The sequence below is a fragment of the Holdemania sp. 1001095H_141210_F2 genome, from assembly GCF_015558105.1.
In the GTDB taxonomy this organism is placed as follows: domain Bacteria; phylum Bacillota_I; class Bacilli_A; order Erysipelotrichales; family Erysipelotrichaceae; genus Holdemania.
Map to the genome: position 1 here is coordinate 1 of NZ_JADNPO010000042.1, position 20,855 is coordinate 20,855.

Genomic DNA, 20,855 nt, shown 5'->3' on the forward strand with positions numbered 1-20,855 from the left:
TCTGCGTCTTTCTTGTTTCGGTTTTTCTCTCACCAACACTATTTTTGAAAGAGCCTTAAAATCGGTCGTCCACAAGAAAACCCGGTCCTGTGGACCGGGTACTTGGTAATTCTGCATGAAAGCTGAGATTTTTTTGACAGCGTTTATTTCTCAATTTCCTGCAAGCGGGTCTGGACGATTTCCAGCTGCTGCTTATAGGTTTCCAGCTTTTTGCGTTCCGCTTCGACTTTCTCAGCCGGAGCCTTGGCGACAAAGCGTTCATTGGAAAGCATACCTTCCGCACGCTTGATTTCAGCGTTCAGATGCTCGGCTTCTTTTTTGAGTTTGGCTTTTTCCTCTTCCAGATCGACGACATCGCTCATCGGAATGCATACAGATCCACCTAAAATCGGACGAATGAGCATTTCCCCATCCAGCTCCGCTTTCCAGCTGGCCTTGCACATCTTCTCATAAATCGAAGCAATCGGAGCGTCGACAGCGACCGGCTGGTTCTGGGCGTTCCGGATCGTCATCGCCAGCGGCGCGGACGGCTTCAGATTGTAATCGACGCGAACCTGACGGATCGTCTTGATAACGGAGATCAGCTGATCAACTTCCTCGTTATGGCTTAAGTCCAGACCTTCCACCGGCGTCGGCCAGGCCGCCAGGCAGCATGCTTTTTCGGTATGCGGCAGGACGCTGTAAATTTCTTCGGTGACAAACGGCATGAACGGATGAAGCAGACGGATGATCGCGCGCAGACAGACGATCAGCGTCGACTGGGTCGCCCGCTTGACCTGGGCATCCTCGCTGTTCAATCCAGCTTTGCTTAATTCGATATACCAGCTGCAGAAATCATCCCAGATAAAGCTGTACAGCTCGTTGCCGACCAGCGCGAACTCATACTTGTCCATGTTGGCGGTCACCGAGGCGATCGTTTCATTCAACCGGTTGAGAATCCAGGTGTCGGTGATCGACAGCGTGCTGAGGTCGATGTCCTCGAGCGTGAAATCCTCCGGCATATTCATCATGACGAAACGGGACGCATTCCAGATCTTGTTGATGAAGTTCCAGGACGCTTCCAGCTTTTCCTCAATGTAGCGCATATCCTGACCCGGCGTGGAATTGGTCGTCAGGAAGAAGCGCAGGCTGTCGACACCGTGCTTGGCGATGACGTCCATCGGATCGACGCCGTTGCCCAGCGATTTCGACATTTTGCGGCCCTGGGCGTCGCGGATCAGGCCGTGGATCAGAACATCCTTAAACGGCCGGGACTTTGTAAAGTAGCGGGCCTGGAACGCCATCCGGGCGACCCAGAAGAAAATGATATCATAACCCGTGACCAGTACGTCATTGGGATAATAACGTTCCAGATCCGGCGTTTTATCCGGCCAGCCCAGCGTCGAGAACGGCCACAGTGCGCTGGAGAACCAGGTGTCCAGAACATCCTCATCCTGATTCCAGTTCTCAAGATCCTGCGGCGCTTCCGTGCCGACGTAAATCTCGCCGGTTTCCTTATGATACCAGGCCGGGATCCGATGGCCCCACCACAGCTGGCGGGAGATGCACCAGTCCTCAATGTTTTCCAGCCACTGCGTGAAGGTTTTTTCAAAGCGCGGCGGATAGAAGTTGATCTTTTCCTCAGCCAATTCCTGATGCTTCAGAACATCCTCGGCCAGCGGCTTCATGCGGACAAACCACTGCTTGGAAAGCATCGGCTCAACGATGACGTCGGTCCGTTCGGAATAGCCGACCTGATGGATATGTTTCTCGATGTTGATCAAATTGCCTTCCTGACGGATTTTTTCCGTCAGCTGTTTGCGGCATTCGAAGCGGTCCATGCCTTCAAACTCGCCGCAGCGCTCATTCATCGTCGCATCAGGATTCATGCAGATGATCCGCGGCAGATGGTGGCGTTCGGCGATCGCGAAGTCGTTTGGATCGTGGGCCGGCGTACATTTCATCGCGCCGGTTCCGAATTCGATGTCGATGTAGTCGTCACCGATGATCGGCAGTTCGTCCCCATTCGCCGGATTGACGGCGTGCAGGCCGATCAGATGCTTAAACCGTTCATCGTCTGGATGCACAACGACGCAGACGTCGCCGAACATCGTTTCCGGACGGGTCGTTGCGACCTGAAAGCATTCGCCAGTTTCAACGACCTTGTAGTTGAACGTATACATCGCACCTTCGGTTTCCTTATGAATAACCTCGATGTTGCTCAGCGCCGTCTTGGCCGCCGGATCCCAGTTGATGATCCGCTCGCCCTGATAAATCAGGCCGTCGTTGTAGTAGTCGACAAAAACCTTGGCGACGGCTTTGCTTAAGCCTTCGTCCAGTGTGAAACGCTCGCGGGTGTAGTCCAGCGACAGGCCCATCTTCGCCCACTGCTGACGAATATGCCCGGCATATTCTTCCTTCCAGTCCCAAGCCCGTTCCAGAAATTTCTCACGGCCCAGATCATAGCGGGAAACGCCTTCTTTTTTCAGGCGTTCATCCACCTTCGCCTGCGTTGCGATGCCGGCGTGGTCCATGCCCGGAACCCAAAGCATGTCGTAGCCCTGCATCCGCTTGTAACGGGCGATGATATCCTGCAGCGTCGTATCCCAGGCATGCCCCAGGTGCAGCTTGCCGGTGACATTCGGCGGCGGGATCACGATACAGAACGGATCCTTGCTTTTGTCGCCGGCTGTAAAATAGCCTTCTTTGATCCAGTTGTCATAGCCCTGCTCCACATCCAGATGGTTATATTTCGGGGCCAGTTCCTTTTTCATCAGTTCTTCCTCCTGTTTTTTTATTTTCCTTCGTTGAACAAAAAAAGCGCCCTGCAACAAGGACGCTTGACGCGCGGTACCACCTTACTTCATCTTTGATCAAAGATGCGCTTTCACCAGTAACGACGGCATTCGGATTTTCCTACTTAAAATTCAGAAAATCAACTTCCGGACGACTGTTCACTGCTTCTTCTGACTCCCTTGCACCTTCCGGGAGCTCTCTGATTTCCCAAAGCCGCTACTTCTTCCGTTCAACGTAGATGGCTTTATTATAGGCATTGGATCTCCGCTTGTCAATCGAATTTCAACGAATTCCGACATCTCCGGAAAGGAAAAAAAGCTAGAATACATCGAAAAAGCAAACCAACGAAGTGATAGACGAAAAGTTCAGCCGCGCTTCTTAAAAAAACTGCGGACATTCCCGTTTCAGCATCGCCAGCGCGTTTTTCCAATACGTTTTTTCAACCTCCGATTCCATCGTGAAGTTCAGCTTATCCCTAGTCCAGTTTTCAGCCAGCGGACCGAAAGGTTCCGCCGGCACTTCGAAGCCCAGTTTCTCCATCACCGCTAAGGCAAACTCACGGAACGCCCCGCCGAAAGCCGTCATGATGTTGCCCTCTACGACGATCGGCTCAAAGCGGAAATTTTCTTTTTCCATAAACGGCAGATCGTCCAGCACTTCCTGATAAAATCCACCGCAGTAACAAATCCCATTTAACAACCCCGCCGCCGCTAATAACACCGGGGACACGGAGATCGCGGCAATCAAAATATCCGGCCGCTCCTTGAACCGGGCTAAAAAGTCCAGCTGGCGCTGATCCTTTAACACTTCCGGAAATTCGCTGATTCCCGGAAGAATCAGGCAGTCGATCTCGTCAAGGTTGACTTCATCGTAGCTGAACTCCGGCAGCACGGTAAAGCCTTCTTCCGTTTTCACCGGTTGATGATCCGCCGCGCAGACGATCATCGGTTTGCCCAATCCGACTAACCAATCGGTCAGGCAGCTGATCTCCTGCATGCAAAACGCCCGGTAGATCATGACCGCTGTTTTTTTCATTCAATACCCCTCCCTTACCTTGTTTACTTCACTGTATCTGAATTTCAGCTGAATCGCAAGCTATTTCCTTCTTTTCGTTCTTGTTAAAAAGACAGATAACTCCGGTTTTGTTCTGATATTACTCAAATCCAGAAAAAAAGGACTGTGTCCAGTCCTCCTTACAACCATGATTGACAGCTTGCAGATTGGCCACTTACAGCGGCAGCAGGATCAGCGTCTTTTCCTCCAGCGGCTTGTTGTGATTGACGGCGATCAACTGCTTTTCATTCACCCCGTAGCGTTGGGCAATCGAAGCATAGGTATCGTTGATCTGTGCCAGCATGTACCGGCTGGTCACGATGACATTCTCCGCGTCGTCAAACAAATCTTCGATTTCTCCGACGTCCTCGTTGACGGCCGCTTCCGCCGGATCGTTCGTTTCTTCGTCCATGACCGTATTTTCTTTGACAGCCGGCCCTTCCGCAGCCAGCGCTTTTTCCTCCTGCACAGATGCCGCAGCCGGAAGGATCGGTGCTGCAGCGGCAGCCGGCTCTTCAGTGACCGACGGAGTCAGCGCTGTGGGTTCCGCCGCTGGCTGTGTAATCTCCGGCAGCGGGGTTGGCTCCGACTCTCGTTTCTCCGGCTGAGTTTCCAGAATTGCGGTTGCCCTTTCCTCTTTCATGCCGTATACATTCAGATAGATTGTCACAATCATCCCGCGGGCTTCGATCCGGGCGTCGTAATGATGCAGCCGGATCCGGAATTGTGACGGTTCCTGCAGCTTATCCAAGGGCGCCAGAACGTCCAGCGTGATTTCTTCGTTCAGCGGATAAGCGCCCTGTTCATCGGCCGCCTGCCCCTTGACCCATAAGGAGCCTAAAGCCCGGATCCCGTCGGCTTCAGTATGATATTGAATCTCGTTGGTGATCTGGCATTGCAGAATTTGATCGACCGGACGGCTGAGCTCCAGTCGTTTCTCAATTTTCATTGGTTTCATCTATGGTTCCTCCCCAGCATTCCTGCTTCAATTTCAGTGTATGCCAAACCGAGGAAAATATGAAAAAAGCCCGAATCACTCGGATTCAGGCTCTTCTGGATTGAATAAGGCGTCAATCGCTTCCAGCAGTTCTTCCCGGCCCTGCTTCGTGATGGAAGAGAACGGAATGATCGCTTCCGGCGCACAGGCCAGAGCCTTGGCGATAACGTTGATCTGTTTGCTTTGCTGAGAGCGCGGCACTTTGTCCAGTTTCGTCGCGGCAACCACAAACGGAATTTCATAATAACGGGCGTAGTCCGCCATCGTGATATCATCCTCCGTCGGCGCGTGCCGCATATCGACTAAGAGAATCAGACCTTTTAGCTGTGAACGGCTGGAGAAATAGTCCTCCATCATCTCGCCGAACTGGATCAGCATCTGCTTGGACGCGTTGGCAAACCCATAGCCCGGCACATCGACGAACATGAAGCGGTGATCAATATCAAAGAAATTCAACAACCGTGTCTTGCCCGGGGTGTTGCCGACATAGGCCAGCGCCTTGCGGCCGCACAGCGTGTTGATCAGCGAGGACTTGCCGACGTTGCTGCGGCCGGCCAGCACGATCTCCGGCAGTTCGCTTTCAGGCCAGTGTGCCTTGGACGGCGCGCTGACGACAAGCTCGGCTTCCCTGATCTCCATTTAGCGAACCAGCGCTTCCTGGATAACCTGGTCGACCGTTTCGACCGGAATGAAATGAATGTCATTCTTAACAATTTCCGGAACTTCGTCAAGATCCTTGACGTTATTCTTCGGAATGATGACCGTCGAGATGCCGCTGCGGTGTGCCGCCAGCGATTTCTCACGCAGACCGCCGATCGGCAGCACGTTGCCGCGCAGCGTGACTTCACCCGTCATCGCCAGATTCGCATGAACCGGCATCCGGGTGATCGCGGAAACCAGTGCCGTAGTCAGCGTGACGCCGGCGCTCGGCCCATCCTTCGGCACTGCGCCTTCCGGACAATGGATGTGGATATCGTGTTTATCGAAGAAAGCCGGATCAATCTTGAATTCGACGGCTTTGCTTTTGACATAGTCCAGCGCGATTTCCGTCGATTCCTTCATGACGTCGCCCAGCTGACCGGTAACGATGAGTTTGCCCTTCCCGTCGAAGTAAGTTACCTCAACCGGCAGAATATCGCCGCCGAAGGACGTATAGGCCAGACCGGTTACCACGCCGATCTGATCTTTTTTCTCCTTGACGCCGTATTCAAATTTTTCTTTGCCCAGCCATTCCACGATCAGCTTCTTCGTGATCTTGACCGAACGCTTGCCATCCTTCATGATCGCCAGGACGCTCTTGCGGCACAGCGAAGCAATCACCCGCTCCAGCTGACGCACGCCGGCTTCCCGGGTGTAATGACGGATCAGATAAATCAGCTCTTCTTCGCCCAATTTAAACTGACTCGGCTTCAGGCCGTTGATTTCAGCCTGCTTCGGAATCAGATGTTCCTTAGCGATGCTGACCTTTTCCACCTCGGTGTATGAGGACAGCTCGATGATTTCCAAACGGTCGCGCAGCGCCGCCGGAATTGTGTCGAGCGTGTTGGCCGTCGCGATAAACATGACCTTCGACAGATCGTACGGTTCTTCCAGATAGTTATCGGAGAACAGCTTGTTCTGTTCCGGATCCAGCACTTCCAGCATCGCGCTGGACGGATCGCCCTTGTAATCGCTGGCCATCTTGTCGATTTCGTCGATCAGGAACACCGGATTGACGACGCCGGCCTTCTTCATCCCCTGGATGATCCGGCCCGGCAGCGAGCCTAAATACGTCCGGCGGTGACCGCGGATTTCAGCTTCATCGCGCACGCCGCCCAGCGATGCCTTGACAAACTTCCGATCCAGCGCTCTGGCCACGGACTTCGCCAGCGACGTCTTGCCGACGCCCGGCGGCCCGACCAGACACAGAATCGGCGCGTTCAGCGAATGAGTCATCTGTTTGACAGCCAGATATTCCATGATCCGGTCTTTGACCTTTTCCAAACCGAAATGATCCTCATCCAGGCGCTGCTGCACCAGCTTGAGGTCTTCGTTATCTTCGGTTTCCTGCCACCACGGCACGCCTAAGAGCCAGTCGAGATAAGTCCGCACAACCCCGGCTTCCCCGGATGCCCCCGGCAGCATTTCATACCGCGCCAGTTCTTCCCGGGCCTTTTCCTTGATCGCTTCCGGATACGGGTTTTCCTCGATCATCCGGCGCAGTTCCTCGGAATCGTCGCTCTGATTGGACACATCGCCCAGTTCTTCTTTAATCGCGCGGAGCTTCTCGCGCAGATAATATTCCTTTTGCGATTCGTCGATCCGCTCCTTGACTTTTTCATTGATGTTGTTTTCAATGTCGGACAGCTGCTTTTCTTTTTCCAGCTCCTGGATGATCATCATCAGCCGTTCGTTGACATTCAACGTTTCCAGCAGCACCTGCTTCTTTTCCAAAGGCAGCGGGAAATACTGCGCGAACTGATCGGACAGCGTCGGGGCGGAAACGCCCTTGGTCAGCTGCGCGATGATCTCCGGCGGGAAATTGTTGGCGCTGGATGCGATGTTTTCGAATTCCTTGGCCACCCGGCGGATCAAAGCCATCTCTTCGAGATTATCGCCGGCTTCATCCGCGACCGGCAGCACCGTCGCCATAAACATTTTGTCCTCGTCCTGAATCGAAACAAGCTTTGCCCGTTCCAGGCCGCTGAAGGTAATCCGCATAAAGCCTTCTTTACGGCGAATGTTTTTGATCCGGCACAGCGTGCCAAAGGTGTAGAGATCTGAAGGAGCAGGATTGTCAACCATGATGTCTTTCTGGCAGACGAGCCAGACATGACCATCGAACTTTTCTTCTGCTTCCTCAACGGCACGAATGCTCTTTTCCCGGCCGACCTCAATCATGATGTCCTGCTGGGGAAAAACAATGATTCCTCGTGTAGCGATGACCGGAACACTGATTTCCATTTTTTCGTTGTTCATTGACACCCTCCTTGTCTGAAATAGTACGTGTTATAAAGGTCAAAAAAGACGCGAAGCGTCTTATTTGTTGGTGGAATCCTTAATCAGGTCCAGCGCCTTGCGCAGCCGGACGTCGTAGGAGATCGAAGACGCCGGAATCAGTTCCTTGACCTTCTCTTTTTCCATATTGTACTGAGAGGCGATCAGGCCGTATTCCGTATCAATATCTTCCTCGCCGACTTCCAGATTTTCCTGCGTCGCAATCGCGTCCAGAACTAAGCGCAGCTTGACTTTGCTTTCAGCGTCCTTCGCCATCTGTTCGCGCAGCGTTTCCTCGCTCTGCCCGGTGATCTGGAAGAACTGCGTTAAGGAAATACCCTGCTGCTGCAGACGGTTGGCGTAATCCTGAATCATATCGTCCGTTTCATTCTTGATCATGACTTCCGGAATTTCCACTTCGCAGGCGTCGACGACCGTGCTGATCAGCTTGTTGGTCGCTTCGTTTTCCGCGTTCTGCCGCTTCTGTTCTTCCTGGTTCTTGCGGATCAGCGCTTTTAAGTCGTCCATGGTTTCCACATCCGGAGCGTTGACGTCCTTCGCGAGATCGTCGTTCAGCTCCGGCAGCACCTTCGCTTTGATTTCGTGAACCGTAACCTTGAAGACAACCGGCTGTCCAGCCAGCTCAGCAGCCTGATAGTTTTCCGGGAACGTGACGTTGATGTCCTTCGTTTCTTCCTTCTTCATACCGATGAGCTGTTCTTCAAAGCCCGGGATGAAGCTGTTGGAACCGATCTCCAGCGGATAGTTTTCGCCCTTGCCGCCTTCAAACGCAACGCCGTCCTTGAAACCTTCAAAGTCGATGACCGCGGTGTCGCCGTTTTCGACTTCGCCGTCTTCCTTCACTTCCAGCTCGGCGAAGTTTTCCTGGATCCGCTTCAGTTCCGCTTCCACTTCTTCCTCGCTGACTGAAGTTTCTTCTACTTCGTAAGCTAAACCTTTATATTCGCCCAGCTTGACTTCCGGCTTGATCGCGAACGTAAAGCTCATCGTCGCGGCTTCCTCGCTGATTTCCTCAACGTTCAGCTCCGGCCGGGAGATCGGCCACAGTTTGTGCTCTTCGATGCCCGCGTCCAGCAGACCCTGCGCGCAATGCTCGACGGCTTCCAGCATAATCTTCTGAGCCGGAACATATTTTTTCGCCATGGCAGCTGGGACAGAACCCTTTCTGAAACCCGGGATTTCCAGTTCTTTCGCTAATTTATTAAAAGCTTTTTTCTGAGCCGTTTTCCAGTTTTCACCCTCAATGGTGACTTTCAGTTCGCCTGTTGATTTTTCTTTTAGTGTCCAAGTTGACATAAACTTCTTTGTCCTCCTTATGTCTAGCCTTTCTATTATAACAAAAGTTATCTGAATTTCAAATAAATTGGCTTTTTAAATCGAATAAATTGACATTTTCAAGCTGATGCCGGGACGCGAACTGACGCCAGCCCTCCTCATCATGCATACTGCAGTATACGAGATGAACGCAGCTGGCCGCAAGCGATATGCCCTCCGCTTCTTCAAAGCCCAGCGGCAGCGCCAGATACGCCTCGCGGATCAACACCTGCTCGCACAGATTAAATAAGGAAGGGTTTTCGTTTTCCAGCCATTCGCCGATCAACGCGCGGGCCAAAAGAAAGCCGTCGCTTTCCGCCGCCCCTTCCTGGTAACGGGGAATAAACGTATAGCCTATCCCATCCCGGTTCAGCGTCAGCTCCTCGCTGATCTGTTGATCGATCAGCGAATCGATCAGCAGCGCCGAAGCGAGCGGATCAGGATCGGTTTCCAGATACGCGCGGACCAAATCCAGGCAGGAGCGCAGATTCATCCCATGCAGCGCGTCGACCGCCCGCAGCTGCTGCTCGCGATCGCCTTTCAGGCTCTCCTCTATCTCCTCCAGGCTCATCACCCCAACGCCCGGCTTGCGGTTTTCCGCCGCGATTAAGCGCAGCTGCCGATCAAAATCCTGCAGCGCCGGCAGCACGTCGGAAGGCACATAGGGCATCGCCAGCTCCGTATCCACCTTCGTGCGGGCTTCCTGAATGCGGCCCTGGCGGATCAGCTGTGCGATTTCTTCAAGACATTCCGCATAAAATCCTGAGCTCATCGTCATCACTCCTTGTTCAAAAATAAAAGAAGGAATCCTTCTTTTGGCTGATCTTATTATAGCACACCCCGCTTGCAGCGGCATGTTTTTTGCCTGCGATCGTACAAAAAAATCCTTCAATGAAGGACTTCTGGTTTTCCAAAGTGGCGTCCCGGAAGGGACTCGAACCCCTGACCGTGCGCTTAGAAGGCGCATGCTCTATCCAGCTGAGCTACCGGGACATTGTTTTCTATCATGTTTTGAACGCTCAATCATAATATCAAAAAGTGTTGAAGAATGCAAGCGATTTTGGCATATTTTGTTACTGCTGCAGGGACTGCCGCTATGACACAGGAAAGTTTGGTTCCTTATGCGCAGAACCCGGAAACCTTTGATCTTTTTGTAATTCTCCCTGATGGTCCATGAATAGAAGGCAATGAACGGGATTGCCGCACGCTTTTCAGATCCAGTTTAAAGAATATTCACGCTTAAAGCAAAAGGGATCTGGCGATGTTCAAACGGCTTCGCTCCGTTCGTTCCGTTCATGGCGCTCAATTTGATTCGTCATTCTCCTCAACTTCGCTGAAATCTTCAATCTCTTCCAAATTACCACATCGCTTTAAATATTCATGCCCGCCATCCACGGCGACCGCGCCGCAGCGGCAAAACTCAAAGTCATGGACGGAAAAACTTTCGATGATATCGCCGCATTTCCGGCATCTAAGTTTTATAAATTTTAATTTTTCCCATGATTGAACTTCTTTCCGCATGACCCTTTGATACATCCGGCGCCAATCAAGCAGACCGATTCGCAACCGGTCAGTCCTGGCCTTCGCCTGTGATCGGCAAACAGGAAAAGTTGAAGATCAGCGCACTCCGGTGATTTTCAACTTCTTCTCTGCGTGATTGTAAGCGCAGAAGGTCTTCAGTCCCGGGGCCGCGTCCAGTTGACGCGGTCAATACTGACGTCGCTCCCTTCGATCGTAATCACCGCGTAACAGGGCGGCGTGCCGTCGCGGTTACGGGACAGCGCGCCCGGATTCACAAGAATCACGCCGTCGCGCTGCTGGCTGGAAAAGATATGCGTATGGCCGTAAAACACAAAGTCGCAGCCCTGCCGCCGCGCTTTGCTGACCAATATGTCAAGCTGGCCCATATACAGATGATGATGACCATGAACGATCATCATGCGATGACCCTCCAGCTCTAAAATTTTCATCTCCGGATATTCATAATAAAAATCATTGTTGCCCCTGACGCACACATACCCCTGTAAAAACTGCGGCGGCAATTCGCTGTCCCCGCAATGGATAAACACATCCGCATCCCGATGAAGCTCTAAAATCTGCTCCAGCGGTTCACTCCGACCGTGGTTATCGCTCACCACTACTATCTTCATTTTACCACCTGTACTTATAATATCAGATTTGCCGCCTTCCTTAAAGCAATATTTGATTGAGAATTAAGGAATTCAGGTCGATCGGATCGTCGTTGACGCCGCTGAGATTGACCGTGACACCATCGACCTGCAGCTGAACCTGACTGACGCCCAGCGAGCTTTGAATACTCAGAAGCAGACTGGTAACCAGTTCTTCGTTGACCTTCTTCTCCTCGTCCAGAATCTCGCCGCTGACGTTGATCGTCAACAGGTCTTCGTCCAACGAACAATCCAGTACCGTCAGCGGAGTCCCTGCCAACGGCTGCTTCAGCTGGCTGAACACGCCGATGTCCGCCAGAATGGAAGACAGCTTGTCCTGCAGACTCGTCTGATTGCTGATGCGCAGCGTTTTCGGCACGTAGACGCTGGAGCCGTTTTTCTGACGCGTATAGAACACTGTCAACGAATGGCTGTCGTGCAGGCGGTTGACCGTATTCTCAAAATTATTGATTCCAATCTGCCGGTTTAACGGCATCGGCACCGGCGTCGACAGCTGCGGCATGTGCGTCAGCGGTTCACCGGCCAAATAAAGCAGAACCTCGCTGACTTCGTCAAACTGCGTGACCGCCCATGTCAGTCCTTCCAATAACCGCATTTCCGTCTTGGGATCATAATTACGGAAATTCTCCGGGAAGTAAAGTGAAAGCTGGCTGCCCTGCAGCGCGCAGTTTTCCAGCTGAGCATTGTTTGGCAAAAGTCCGCGCACTCCCTGCACCGGCTCGTTGCCGATCGTCATCAACCGCAGAACCTCGGCTACCTTCTGGTTTAAATCCAGCCCTTCCTCAATCCCCAGCGTATAGGGAATCAGCGTCGCGTCTTCGTCCAGCAAGTAGACTTGAACCATATCCCCACTCGTATCGGATCCGCTGACGGTCTGAACCGGCTGCGAGCGGGAAGGCCACAGCACGGTAGTGAGATAAGCGGCCAATGCGACCGCGCCGAACATCAGAGCCGCGCCCTGCTTCAACGTTTCAGGTTTGATTTTCATGAACATCCCCTCCTGTCACAGTCTATGCACCGATGGCATTCAAAATGATGCCGCAGGGAGTTGAATTTTCGGCATTGGAAATTGGCCAGGCTTTCTCCTTCAACAAAAAAAGAACGGGTTTTCCCATTCTTCTTCCAGCTTATTCCAAAGCAACAGGGGCTCGTTCGATTCTCCTGATCCCCCGACAAGACTTCGCTCAGATTTCAATCTGGACATGTTCGCAGGGAACATCCCAGTTCATCAAGCCACGCAGTTGCCGATTTAACAGCTCGACACTGCCGGTCGTCGCGATCCGCAGCGTGCCCTTTCCGGGCTGGGCCGGCGCCTCGAGCGCGATGCTTTCCGAATCGATCAAAGGGATTCCCAGCACCTTCGCAAATTGATCGCGCGCGAAAGGAAAATGCGTGCAGGCCAGAACCGCAACGTCGTAGCGATCTCGATAAGCGTTCAGTTCACCCTTCAGATACGCTTCAATTTCCTGCTTCGGACAGAGATGCTCGATCATAAACGCCAGACAACTCAAGCCGACTTCCTTGACCTCCGCCTGCGGAAGCTGCCGCGCCAGAACCTGCTGGTAGCGATGCGACTGGGCGGTAAACGGCGTCGCCAGCACGAGAATCTTCGCAGTCGAAGCCGGAATTTGTTCACATGTCTTGGAGATAATCTCCACGATCTGCGCCTGACCGCGATAACGGCGGGCGATGCCGGTCGCGCTGGCCGTGTTGCACGCGACCACGATCCGCTCGGCTCCCTGTTTTTCCAGCCAGTTCAGATTCAGCTGCAACAAATCCAGTAATGTATCGCGGTCCAGCGAACCGTACGGGACGTGTGCCTGATCCGCCAGGTAAACAAAATCTTCCTGCGGCCACCGCTGGCGAAGCTTATCCAATAACCGTAGCCCGCCGATTCCTGAATCAAAAACGCCGATCATTCTGTGCCTTCTTTCAATGTGTGATGTTCCTCAACCAGCTGCCGGGCCAGCGCCGGGCCGACATACCGGTAGTGTTCCGGCCGGGCCAGCTTGTTGGTTTCCGTGACCTTGTCTTCCGTATAGGACTGGACGAAGCCAAACCGCCAGGCGTTTTCCTGCAGCCATTGAGACTGCACAGTCGTGCTGAAATCTTCCGACTGCTTGCCTGTTGCGGCAAAATCGACAGCCAGACCGAGCTGATGCTCGCTGTGGCCGGGATAATCGACATACAGGATCGCCGAGGAACCATATTGTTCCTTCGCCTGCTTATACAATTCTTCCTGTTTTGGATAACTGACGTAACCTTCGGTGACGATCAGCCCGCCGCAGGCCCGCGTGCTGACCTCCGCCTCCGCCGCCTCGCACAGCTGCCGCAGCGGCTGCTGCAGCCGCACGTCTACCAGAATCGGCTTTTCCTCGCCGTTAACTTCGACAGTCAGCTGCGGGATGTCCGCTAACGCTTCCAAATGCAGCGGCACATGCGTGGCGATCGTGTGATCGTCGTCCACCAGCGTATCCAGCGCTGACGGATCGAGCACCAGCGTGGCGCTGCGGTAATACGGATCGCCGCGGTCCAGCCAGTCCTTGACTTCCTCGTAGCTGTACACCAGCATCAGCTGCGCCAGATCCTGCACTGCGATCTGATCGCGCGTTTCCTCTACCATCTTGACGATGAGGGCCGGCGCGTAATTGCGGTAGGAGAATGCCTCCTCCATGTAGTTGTATTCCGGGGCATGATAAACGCTGAACCGCTCCGCCTGGATATACGGTACAAATGTCGAAGGGGCAATCGAATATTCGATGATATACTCGATGTCCTCATCGCTTAAGTATTCGTCGATCAGCGCGCGGCTTTTCGGATCCTGATACGGATAGCGGGAAAGCCGGTCATAGCGGATATTCATCACGATTAAACACCCGGCGCATAACGCGGCAACCGCCGCGACAAAAAGCAAGCGTTTGATTTTCAAAAAAACCACCTCATATCTTAGTATAACATAAATCGAAAAGAATAGCCCCCTCTTGGGGGCTAGATTTCAATTTCGCGGCATCGGATCAGCTCCACCACGGCCTGCGCCCGCCCTTTGACGGCAAGCTTCAGGATCACGTTGGAGATGTGGTTGCGGACGGTTTTCTCACTGATGTTCAGCTGTTCACTGATCTCTTTCGTATCGTAATTGCTGACCAACAGATCAAAGACTTCCTTCTCCCGCCGGGTCAGAATCTTTTTCATCGCTGTCCTCCTCTTGGTTTCTAAACCATAGTATGCAGGACAACGGGGTTAAGGTTCCACATGCAGCGTCTCAAAAATTCTTTCCGCGACTTCCTGCGGCACAACCTGGGCGATCTCCTCAACCGTCGCTTCTTTTAACCGCTTAAAACTTTTAAATGTGTTCATCAGCTTCTTCTTGCGGACTTCGCCGACCCCGTCGATTTCATCCAGAATCGACTTTGTCTGGGCTTTCTGACGCAGCTTGCGGTGATAGCTGATCGCGAAGCGGTGGACTTCGTCCTGCATCCGCATTAATAAGAAGAACAGCGGCGATCCCGGTTCGACGTCGACGATCTCCAGACGTTCGTTCATCAGACTGGACGTCTGATGTTTGTCGTTTTTCACCAGGCCGCAGATCGGGATATCCAGATCAAGCGAACCGAGAATTTCCTTCGCCGCTTCAATCTGAGTCAGACCACCGTCGACTAAAAGCAGGTCAGGAAACCGTCCACCTTCGTTCAACAGCCGGAAATAGCGCCGGTACAGCACTTCCTTCATCGAGTCGACGTCGCTGTTTTCAGTATGCAGCTTAAACAGCCGGTAATCGTTTTTACATGGCAAGCCGTCCTCGAATACGACCATGCCCGCAACGGTGAAGGCGCCGGAAATATGCGAGTTATCGAAGATCTCAATCCGGGACAAGCCGGGTATCCGCAGCTTTTGCGCCAGCTGCCGCATTGATTCCTCCGTCGTTTCATTCTGCCGCTCCATCACTTCAAATTTTTGAAGCAAATTGGTCTTGGCGTTATTGGACGCCATATCCAGCAGCTTTTTGCGGTAGCCCTTGACCGGCTGGATCAGCTTGCAGGTGATGACCTCCTGCAGCGCTTCGATATCCAGCTCCAGCGGCACGATCACTTCCTGAGGCAGCGGGTGATTCTGATAATACTGCATTAAAAAGGAAATCAGTTCTTCCTCCGGATCGCCATACAGCGGCGTCAGCGACAGCTGGCGTTCCAGCAGCTTGCCGGAGCGGATGAAGAAGCCCTGGATCGCAAGGTAGCCCTTATCCGCGTAACAGGCGAATACGTCGCGGTCCTTGTTGTCCTCAACCTGAACCTGCTGCTTGTCGGTGATGTGCTCGATCGACGTGATCAGATCGCGGTACTCGCGGGCTTTTTCAAACGCCAGTTCTTCTACCGCGGCGTTCATCTTGGACTTGAGCTCGCTGACCAGATCCTTGACGTCCCCGCGCAGAAAGCGGGTGATTTTCTCGGAGATTTCCTTGTAGATTTCCGGGTCGACGTTCAGCTCGCAGGGCCCCAGACACTGTCCGATGTGATAGTACAGGCACAGCTTCTTCGGCATTTTATCGCACTTGCGCAGCGGATAGAGCTGGTTGAGCAGCTTCATCGTCTGATGCGCCGCCGAAGCGTCCGGGAACGGACCGTAGTATTTCGCCTTGCGGTCTTTCTTGGCGTCGCGCACAACCCGCAGCGTCGGATAGGCTTCATGGGTCAGCTTGATATAGGGATAAGAGGAATCGTCCATGAACATGATGTTGTAGCGCGGACGATATTTCTTGATCAGATTGATTTCCAGCACCAGCGCTTCCTTCTCGCTGGAGGTGACGATGTAGTCGAAGTCAACGATGTTGCTGACAAGCTTGGTCGTCTTGTAATTGTGCGCGCCTACAAAATACTGGTTGACGCGGTTTTTCAGTTTCTTGGCCTTGCCGACATAGATGATCGTGTCATTTTTGTCCTTCATCAGATAGCAGCCGGGCTCTAACGGCAGCGTCTGCAGCTTGGCCTTCAGTGCGGAGCTGATCATTTCGCTTTCCCCGTCTTCAGCGTGACGACGGTTGCTCCGGCGCCGCCTTCACCCGCACCGCCGATCCGCCAGCTCTCGACGCGCTTGTCGCGGTTAAGCTTCTCCTGAACCGCTTTGCGCAGCACGCCGGTGCCCGCGCCGTGGATAATTCGGACGGAGCCGATCCGGGCGACAACGGCGTCGTCGAGATATTTGTCGACAATTTCCAGCCCATCCTGAACATGGCAGCCGATGATATTGCATTCCAGATTCACGGTCTTCGCGCGCAGCGCCTTCATCGACATGCCGGAGGGCGCCGGCTTGTTTTTCCGCCGCTGGGTCGGCCGCATGTCTTCCAGCTTGACAGTCGTGCGGATGCCGTTGAGATCGACGACAGCCTGATTGCGCTTCAGCTGCAGAATCTCGGCGATCTGACTGGATTTTTTCAATTCCACAAAGGCGCCGACCTGAAACTGCGGTTCCGGCTCGTCATTGGCTTCCTCTTCCAGCTGGGCTTCGCTTTTGCCCAGGGCGTTAAGCTGATGCTGCTTCTCGATGATCTCATGCAGCTTCATCGTCTTTTGACTTTGACGCAATTCTTCCAACAGCGCCTCGCCTTCCGCTTTTACCTCTTCCAGCTGCTTCTGCGCCTGTTTTTCCGCCGCGTCGAGAATCCGCTGTTTTTCTTCGCTCAGCTTCTGCAGCTCGCGCTCCAGGTGCTGCCGCTGCTGCTCCGTCTGCGCGATCAGCGCTTCCTGTTTTTCCTTCAATTGTTGATTTTCCAAAATCTGGGCTTCCAGCTTCTCGATCAGCTCGTCCTCCTGGGAACGCTGCTGGCGCTTTAAAAACTCCGCTTCCCGGATAATTTTCTCTTTCAAACCGAATCGACGGGCAATTTCAAAGGCGTTCGACTGACCGCTCAGGCCTTCGATAAAATGATAGGTCGGCATCATCTTCTCCACGTCGAACTGTACCGACGCGACCAGAATGTCCTCATGCCGCTTGCCATAAAGCTTTAAACGTCCATAATGGGTGGTGACAACGCTTAAGCAGCCCTTCTCGCGCAGATCGTTCAGTACGGCGATCGCCAGACTTTCGCCTTCCTTCGGATCGGTGCCGGAGCCTAATTCGTCCAGCAGAACCAACGATTTTTTCGTTGCGTGCTGAGTCACGTCGGCCAGCTTCGCCAGGTGCGCGGAAAACGTCGACAGCGACTGCACGATCGACTGATCATCGCCGATATCGACAAACACCTGATCAAACAGCGGGATTTCCGCATCCTCGCAGCACACCGGAATGCCGCAGTAGCTCATTAACACAAACAGTCCGATAATCTTTAACGAAACAGTTTTACCGCCGGTATTCGGGCCGGTGATCATCAGCATTTTCTGCGGTTCGATAATCCGATACGTGTTGGCGACGACCGTCTTCGGATCGATCAGCGGATGGCGGGCCTGATTCAGAACCAGCGTCCGCCCTTCCGACAGCTTCGCGACGACGCCGTTATGACGCTGGCCCCACTGAGCCTTGGCGAACAGCGCGTCCAGGATCGCCAGCGTTTCCAGATTAGCTAAATACGGTTCGGCAACGCTTTTTAACAAACGGCTGCATTCGACGAGAATCCGGTCGATCTCATCCTGTTCGCGGGAGATCAGCGTCTGCTTGCGGTTGTTCAGCTCGATCAGACAGCCCGGCTCGACATACGCTGTCGCGCCCGAAGCACTCTCGCCGTGGACAAACCCACCCAGACTGTTTTTCTCCGAAATTTTTGCCAGGACCACGATCCGGCCGTTGCGGGTCGTCGTGATCGAATCCGTCAACAGACTCGCATGCGACTGAACGAAGCGCTGGCTTTCCCGCACCAGCTCGGCTTCCGTCTGATGCAGACTGCGGCGGATCTGCTTCAGCTCCGGCGACGCGCTGTCGAGCACTTCGCCATAGGGCGTAAAACAGCGTTCCAGCTGTTCGGCGACTTCCAGATGCGGCTCCATGGTATCCGCCAGCTCATGGATTTCCTTGCAGGGCAGCTCCACGGATTTCAGATACCCTTGCGCGCCGCTGACACCGCGGGCATGATCGGCCGCCTGAATGAGTTCCTGAGGCGTACAGACGCCGTCCCGCAGCACCGTATGCAAGGACCGCGAAAGATCGCGGATTCCATAAAACGGCATCGGACCGAATTGAATTACAGCCTGCAGCGCTTCCGCGATCCGCCGGTTTTCCTTCACAATGACCAACGGCGAAAAGCTTGGCTGCAATTCCTCAATTTTTTGTTTTCCTAACGAAAAGGCGCAGAGCTGAGCGATTTGCTGCTTAATCAGCGCCAGCTCCAGGCCGTTGCTACTGTTCATCGTTATTCTCCTTTCAGTGAATTCAGTAAAGCTTGAAGATTTTGAAAGGTCAGCTGATTGTCATTCAGCCAGTCTTTTATCAAGGTGCGGTCCTCGTCGGTCAGCTGATCCCAGCCATCCACCAGCTTCTGCAGCTGATTTTCATCCTGCGGCATTTCCAGCAGTTTTTCATTGATTACCGCCGCGGCCTTGCCAGGCATCGACAACAGCGTCGCGTCGATCACTTGCTGCCCGTTTTCAAAAAACGGAAGCATCAGCAGGATCGAAAAGACGACCAGCCAGATCCCGGTATTGACCAACCCGAACAAACCGCCTAACAGCTGATTGGCCTGTTTGACCAGCGGGATTTTCCCCAGCATTTTCACCACCGGACGAACCAGCAACAGAATCAGCTTACAGATGATAAACACGGCGATAAACCAGACGATCTGATTCATCAAGCCATACACCCAGGGTCCCAGCACCGTATCCCGCGCCGGATTCAGCGACGCTGGAACGATCGCGGCCCACTCCGCCAGCACCGGCGAGAACAGCCACGCGGCAAACAGCGACAGAAGCAAACCCACGCAGTCCATCAGCTGGATTAAAAAGCCCCGTTTTACCCCGATCAAAATCTGAATCGCCGCCAGGATCAGCACCGCGGCGTTAATTACCATATAAGTCTGGCTCTCAATTACCATTTTCCATCACTCCTACCTGAGGAACATGATACCGAAAAACAAGCGATTTTGCAAATCCTGTGTTATCATAAGTACCAGAGGTGAATCCATGAACACGATAACACTGCTGCTGACAAGCTCCCAGATCGAGCGTTTGTACGCTGCCTGGAGCGAGTTTGAAGTCAAAGCCCCGGCCTATGCGCGCTATCAGCTCAAGCCGGAAAACTGCACGATTACCGCTTACCAATCCAATAAAGTCGTCTTTCAGGGAAAGGACGCGATGATTTACGCTGCGCCGTTTCAGACCGAAGATCGACTGGAAAATACCAACCTCAGCCAGGGAAAGTCTGATTTTCGACGTTTCGCCAAACAAACCCATGCCGGCAGCGACGAGGTTGGCACCGGCGATTATTTCGGTTCCGTCTGCGTATGCGCCTGCGCCGTCGAGCAGCAGGATCTGGCATGGCTGCAGGAATTAAAAGTCAACGACTCCAAGCAGATCAACGACGAAGTGATTCTGCAGACCGCGCCGCTTTTAATGGAACGGCTAGCGTATTCCTTGCTGATTCTGCCGCCGGTCAAATACAATCAGATCCATACCCAGTGCAATATGAACCAGATCAAGGCGATCCTGCATAATCAGGCGTATGGGCATCTCAAGCGTAAGCGCGGGAGTCTGCCGCAGGCGGCGATCGTCGATCAGTTCACGCCCCAAGCCAGCTATTATCGGTATTGTCAAGGGCAAAAAGAAATCGTCCGCGGCCTGCATTTTGAAACCAAAGCGGAAAGTCATTATCCTGCCGTCGCCTGCGCTTCCATGATCGCCCGCTGCGCATTCCTCAAAGCCTGGGATGCGATGGAGAAACAATGGGATATGTCGTTTTCCAAAGGCGCCGGCAGCGTTGTCGATCAGGATGGTGCGGCCTTCGTCAAAAAACACGGCGAGCAGCATTTAAAAGAAGTAGCGAAGCTGCATTTCAAAAATACGGAGAAAGTCGCCGATTTGTTATAAAGAAGAAAATCGCTGAAGCAGGAGAAATTCTGCTTTTTTTTTATGCGCTGCTATTGAAAAAGACCCGGAACGGGTCTTCTCATGAAAATCAATTTTTGCGATCCTCTGCTGTCTGCCTCTGAAAAGCTCTAATTGATCATCCGATGTTCCAGATCGTAAAATACAGCGGACTAACCGTAACACAGGTTACTGATTTTTTCACCTGATCCCCCTCACTATTTTCAGTCGCTTGCCAGATGGGATTGCTCTGAGTCGTCCTCGATTTGATTGAAACCGGGAACGATTTCTTTCTTTAACTGTTCCAGTTGTTGAAGGCTGATCTTGGTGCAGAGCTGGATGAGCTGATCATCACAATGATTTCTCAACATTTCCCTTGCGGTTTCTAATCGTTGCTTTTCGATGCCTTTCTCAATGCCTTCTGCCAAACCTTCCTGTTTGCCTTCATAGCGCAGCTGCGCCATGTCCATCATCCGCCGGTTATGCTCAAACGCCGCATCCCGCATTGCCGGATCACTGCTCATTCTC

The 20,855-nt window shown here is 53.1% G+C and carries 18 protein-coding genes, 1 tRNA gene and 1 other annotated feature; of the genes, 1 reads left to right on the forward strand and 18 read right to left on the reverse strand.

All coding sequences use genetic code 11. The features are described 5' to 3' along the window. Positions 1-143: 143 nt before the first annotated feature. The 17 genes from I2G61_RS15475 to I2G61_RS15555 form a co-directional block, all read right to left on the reverse strand. A complete protein-coding gene (locus I2G61_RS15475) occupies positions 144-2,753 on the reverse strand; it encodes a valine--tRNA ligase (RefSeq protein ID WP_195548434.1) in 2,610 nt (869 codons plus the stop codon). Positions 2,754-2,808: 55 nt separating this feature from the next. Continuing rightward, positions 2,809-3,017: a binding site (T-box leader), on the reverse strand. Positions 3,018-3,153: 136 nt separating this feature from the next. Next, entirely contained in the window at positions 3,154-3,810 is a 657-nt protein-coding gene (locus I2G61_RS15480; RefSeq protein WP_072684357.1) for a DJ-1/PfpI family protein, read from the reverse strand. Positions 3,811-4,003: 193 nt separating this feature from the next. Beyond that, entirely contained in the window at positions 4,004-4,786 is a 783-nt protein-coding gene (locus tag I2G61_RS15485) for a LysM peptidoglycan-binding domain-containing protein (RefSeq protein WP_072684356.1), read from the reverse strand. Between the two features lie 75 nt (positions 4,787-4,861). Further along, a complete protein-coding gene (yihA, locus tag I2G61_RS15490) occupies positions 4,862-5,464 on the reverse strand; it encodes a ribosome biogenesis GTP-binding protein YihA/YsxC (RefSeq protein ID WP_072684355.1) in 603 nt (200 codons plus the stop codon). Next, positions 5,465-7,783, reverse strand: a complete 2,319-nt coding sequence (gene lon, locus I2G61_RS15495; RefSeq protein ID WP_072684354.1) for an endopeptidase La — start codon at positions 7,781-7,783, stop codon at positions 5,465-5,467. 60 nt (positions 7,784-7,843) lie between these two features. After that, complete coding sequence (gene tig / locus I2G61_RS15500) at positions 7,844-9,118, reverse strand: trigger factor (RefSeq protein WP_072684353.1); 1,275 nt, start codon at positions 9,116-9,118, stop codon at positions 7,844-7,846. A gap of 58 nt (positions 9,119-9,176) precedes the next feature. Then, positions 9,177-9,908 (reverse strand): hypothetical protein, encoded by a 732-nt coding sequence (locus tag I2G61_RS15505; protein WP_072684352.1) that lies wholly within the window; start codon positions 9,906-9,908, stop codon positions 9,177-9,179. Positions 9,909-10,052: 144 nt separating this feature from the next. Next, positions 10,053-10,129, reverse strand: a tRNA-Arg gene (locus I2G61_RS15510). 309 nt (positions 10,130-10,438) lie between these two features. Then, entirely contained in the window at positions 10,439-10,657 is a 219-nt protein-coding gene (locus I2G61_RS15515) for a hypothetical protein (RefSeq protein WP_195548435.1), read from the reverse strand. A gap of 155 nt (positions 10,658-10,812) precedes the next feature. Then, positions 10,813-11,286 (reverse strand): metallophosphoesterase, encoded by a 474-nt coding sequence (locus I2G61_RS15520; protein ID WP_195548436.1) that lies wholly within the window; start codon positions 11,284-11,286, stop codon positions 10,813-10,815. Between the two features lie 40 nt (positions 11,287-11,326). After that, positions 11,327-12,313 (reverse strand): GerMN domain-containing protein, encoded by a 987-nt coding sequence (locus I2G61_RS15525; protein ID WP_072684349.1) that lies wholly within the window; start codon positions 12,311-12,313, stop codon positions 11,327-11,329. Positions 12,314-12,509: 196 nt separating this feature from the next. Further along, positions 12,510-13,244, reverse strand: a complete 735-nt coding sequence (locus I2G61_RS15530; RefSeq protein WP_195548437.1) for a glutamate racemase — start codon at positions 13,242-13,244, stop codon at positions 12,510-12,512. Then, positions 13,241-14,254 (reverse strand): M15 family metallopeptidase, encoded by a 1,014-nt coding sequence (locus tag I2G61_RS15535; protein WP_072684347.1) that lies wholly within the window; start codon positions 14,252-14,254, stop codon positions 13,241-13,243. The genes I2G61_RS15530 and I2G61_RS15535 overlap by 4 nt, the downstream gene beginning before the upstream one ends. A gap of 59 nt (positions 14,255-14,313) precedes the next feature. Beyond that, the gene (locus I2G61_RS15540; protein ID WP_006059179.1) at positions 14,314-14,517 is read right to left on the reverse strand and encodes a helix-turn-helix transcriptional regulator; all 204 of its coding nucleotides are present in this window, start codon (positions 14,515-14,517) and stop codon (positions 14,314-14,316) included. Positions 14,518-14,565: 48 nt separating this feature from the next. Next, the gene (uvrC, locus tag I2G61_RS15545) at positions 14,566-16,329 is read right to left on the reverse strand and encodes an excinuclease ABC subunit UvrC (protein ID WP_072684346.1); all 1,764 of its coding nucleotides are present in this window, start codon (positions 16,327-16,329) and stop codon (positions 14,566-14,568) included. Beyond that, a complete protein-coding gene (locus I2G61_RS15550; RefSeq protein WP_072684345.1) occupies positions 16,326-18,659 on the reverse strand; it encodes an endonuclease MutS2 in 2,334 nt (777 codons plus the stop codon). The genes uvrC and I2G61_RS15550 overlap by 4 nt, the downstream gene beginning before the upstream one ends. A 2-nt stretch (positions 18,660-18,661) precedes the next feature. Further along, entirely contained in the window at positions 18,662-19,339 is a 678-nt protein-coding gene (locus I2G61_RS15555) for a CvpA family protein (RefSeq protein ID WP_006059176.1), read from the reverse strand. Between the two features lie 88 nt (positions 19,340-19,427). Between I2G61_RS15555 and rnhC the strand changes: the two genes are divergently transcribed. After that, a complete protein-coding gene (gene rnhC / locus I2G61_RS15560; protein ID WP_072684344.1) occupies positions 19,428-20,330 on the forward strand; it encodes a ribonuclease HIII in 903 nt (300 codons plus the stop codon). A gap of 221 nt (positions 20,331-20,551) precedes the next feature. On the opposite strand, the gene I2G61_RS15565 is transcribed toward rnhC, so the two are convergent. Then, the coding region (locus I2G61_RS15565; RefSeq protein WP_229100787.1) for a hypothetical protein at positions 20,552-20,855 on the reverse strand (304 nt) is incomplete at its 5' end.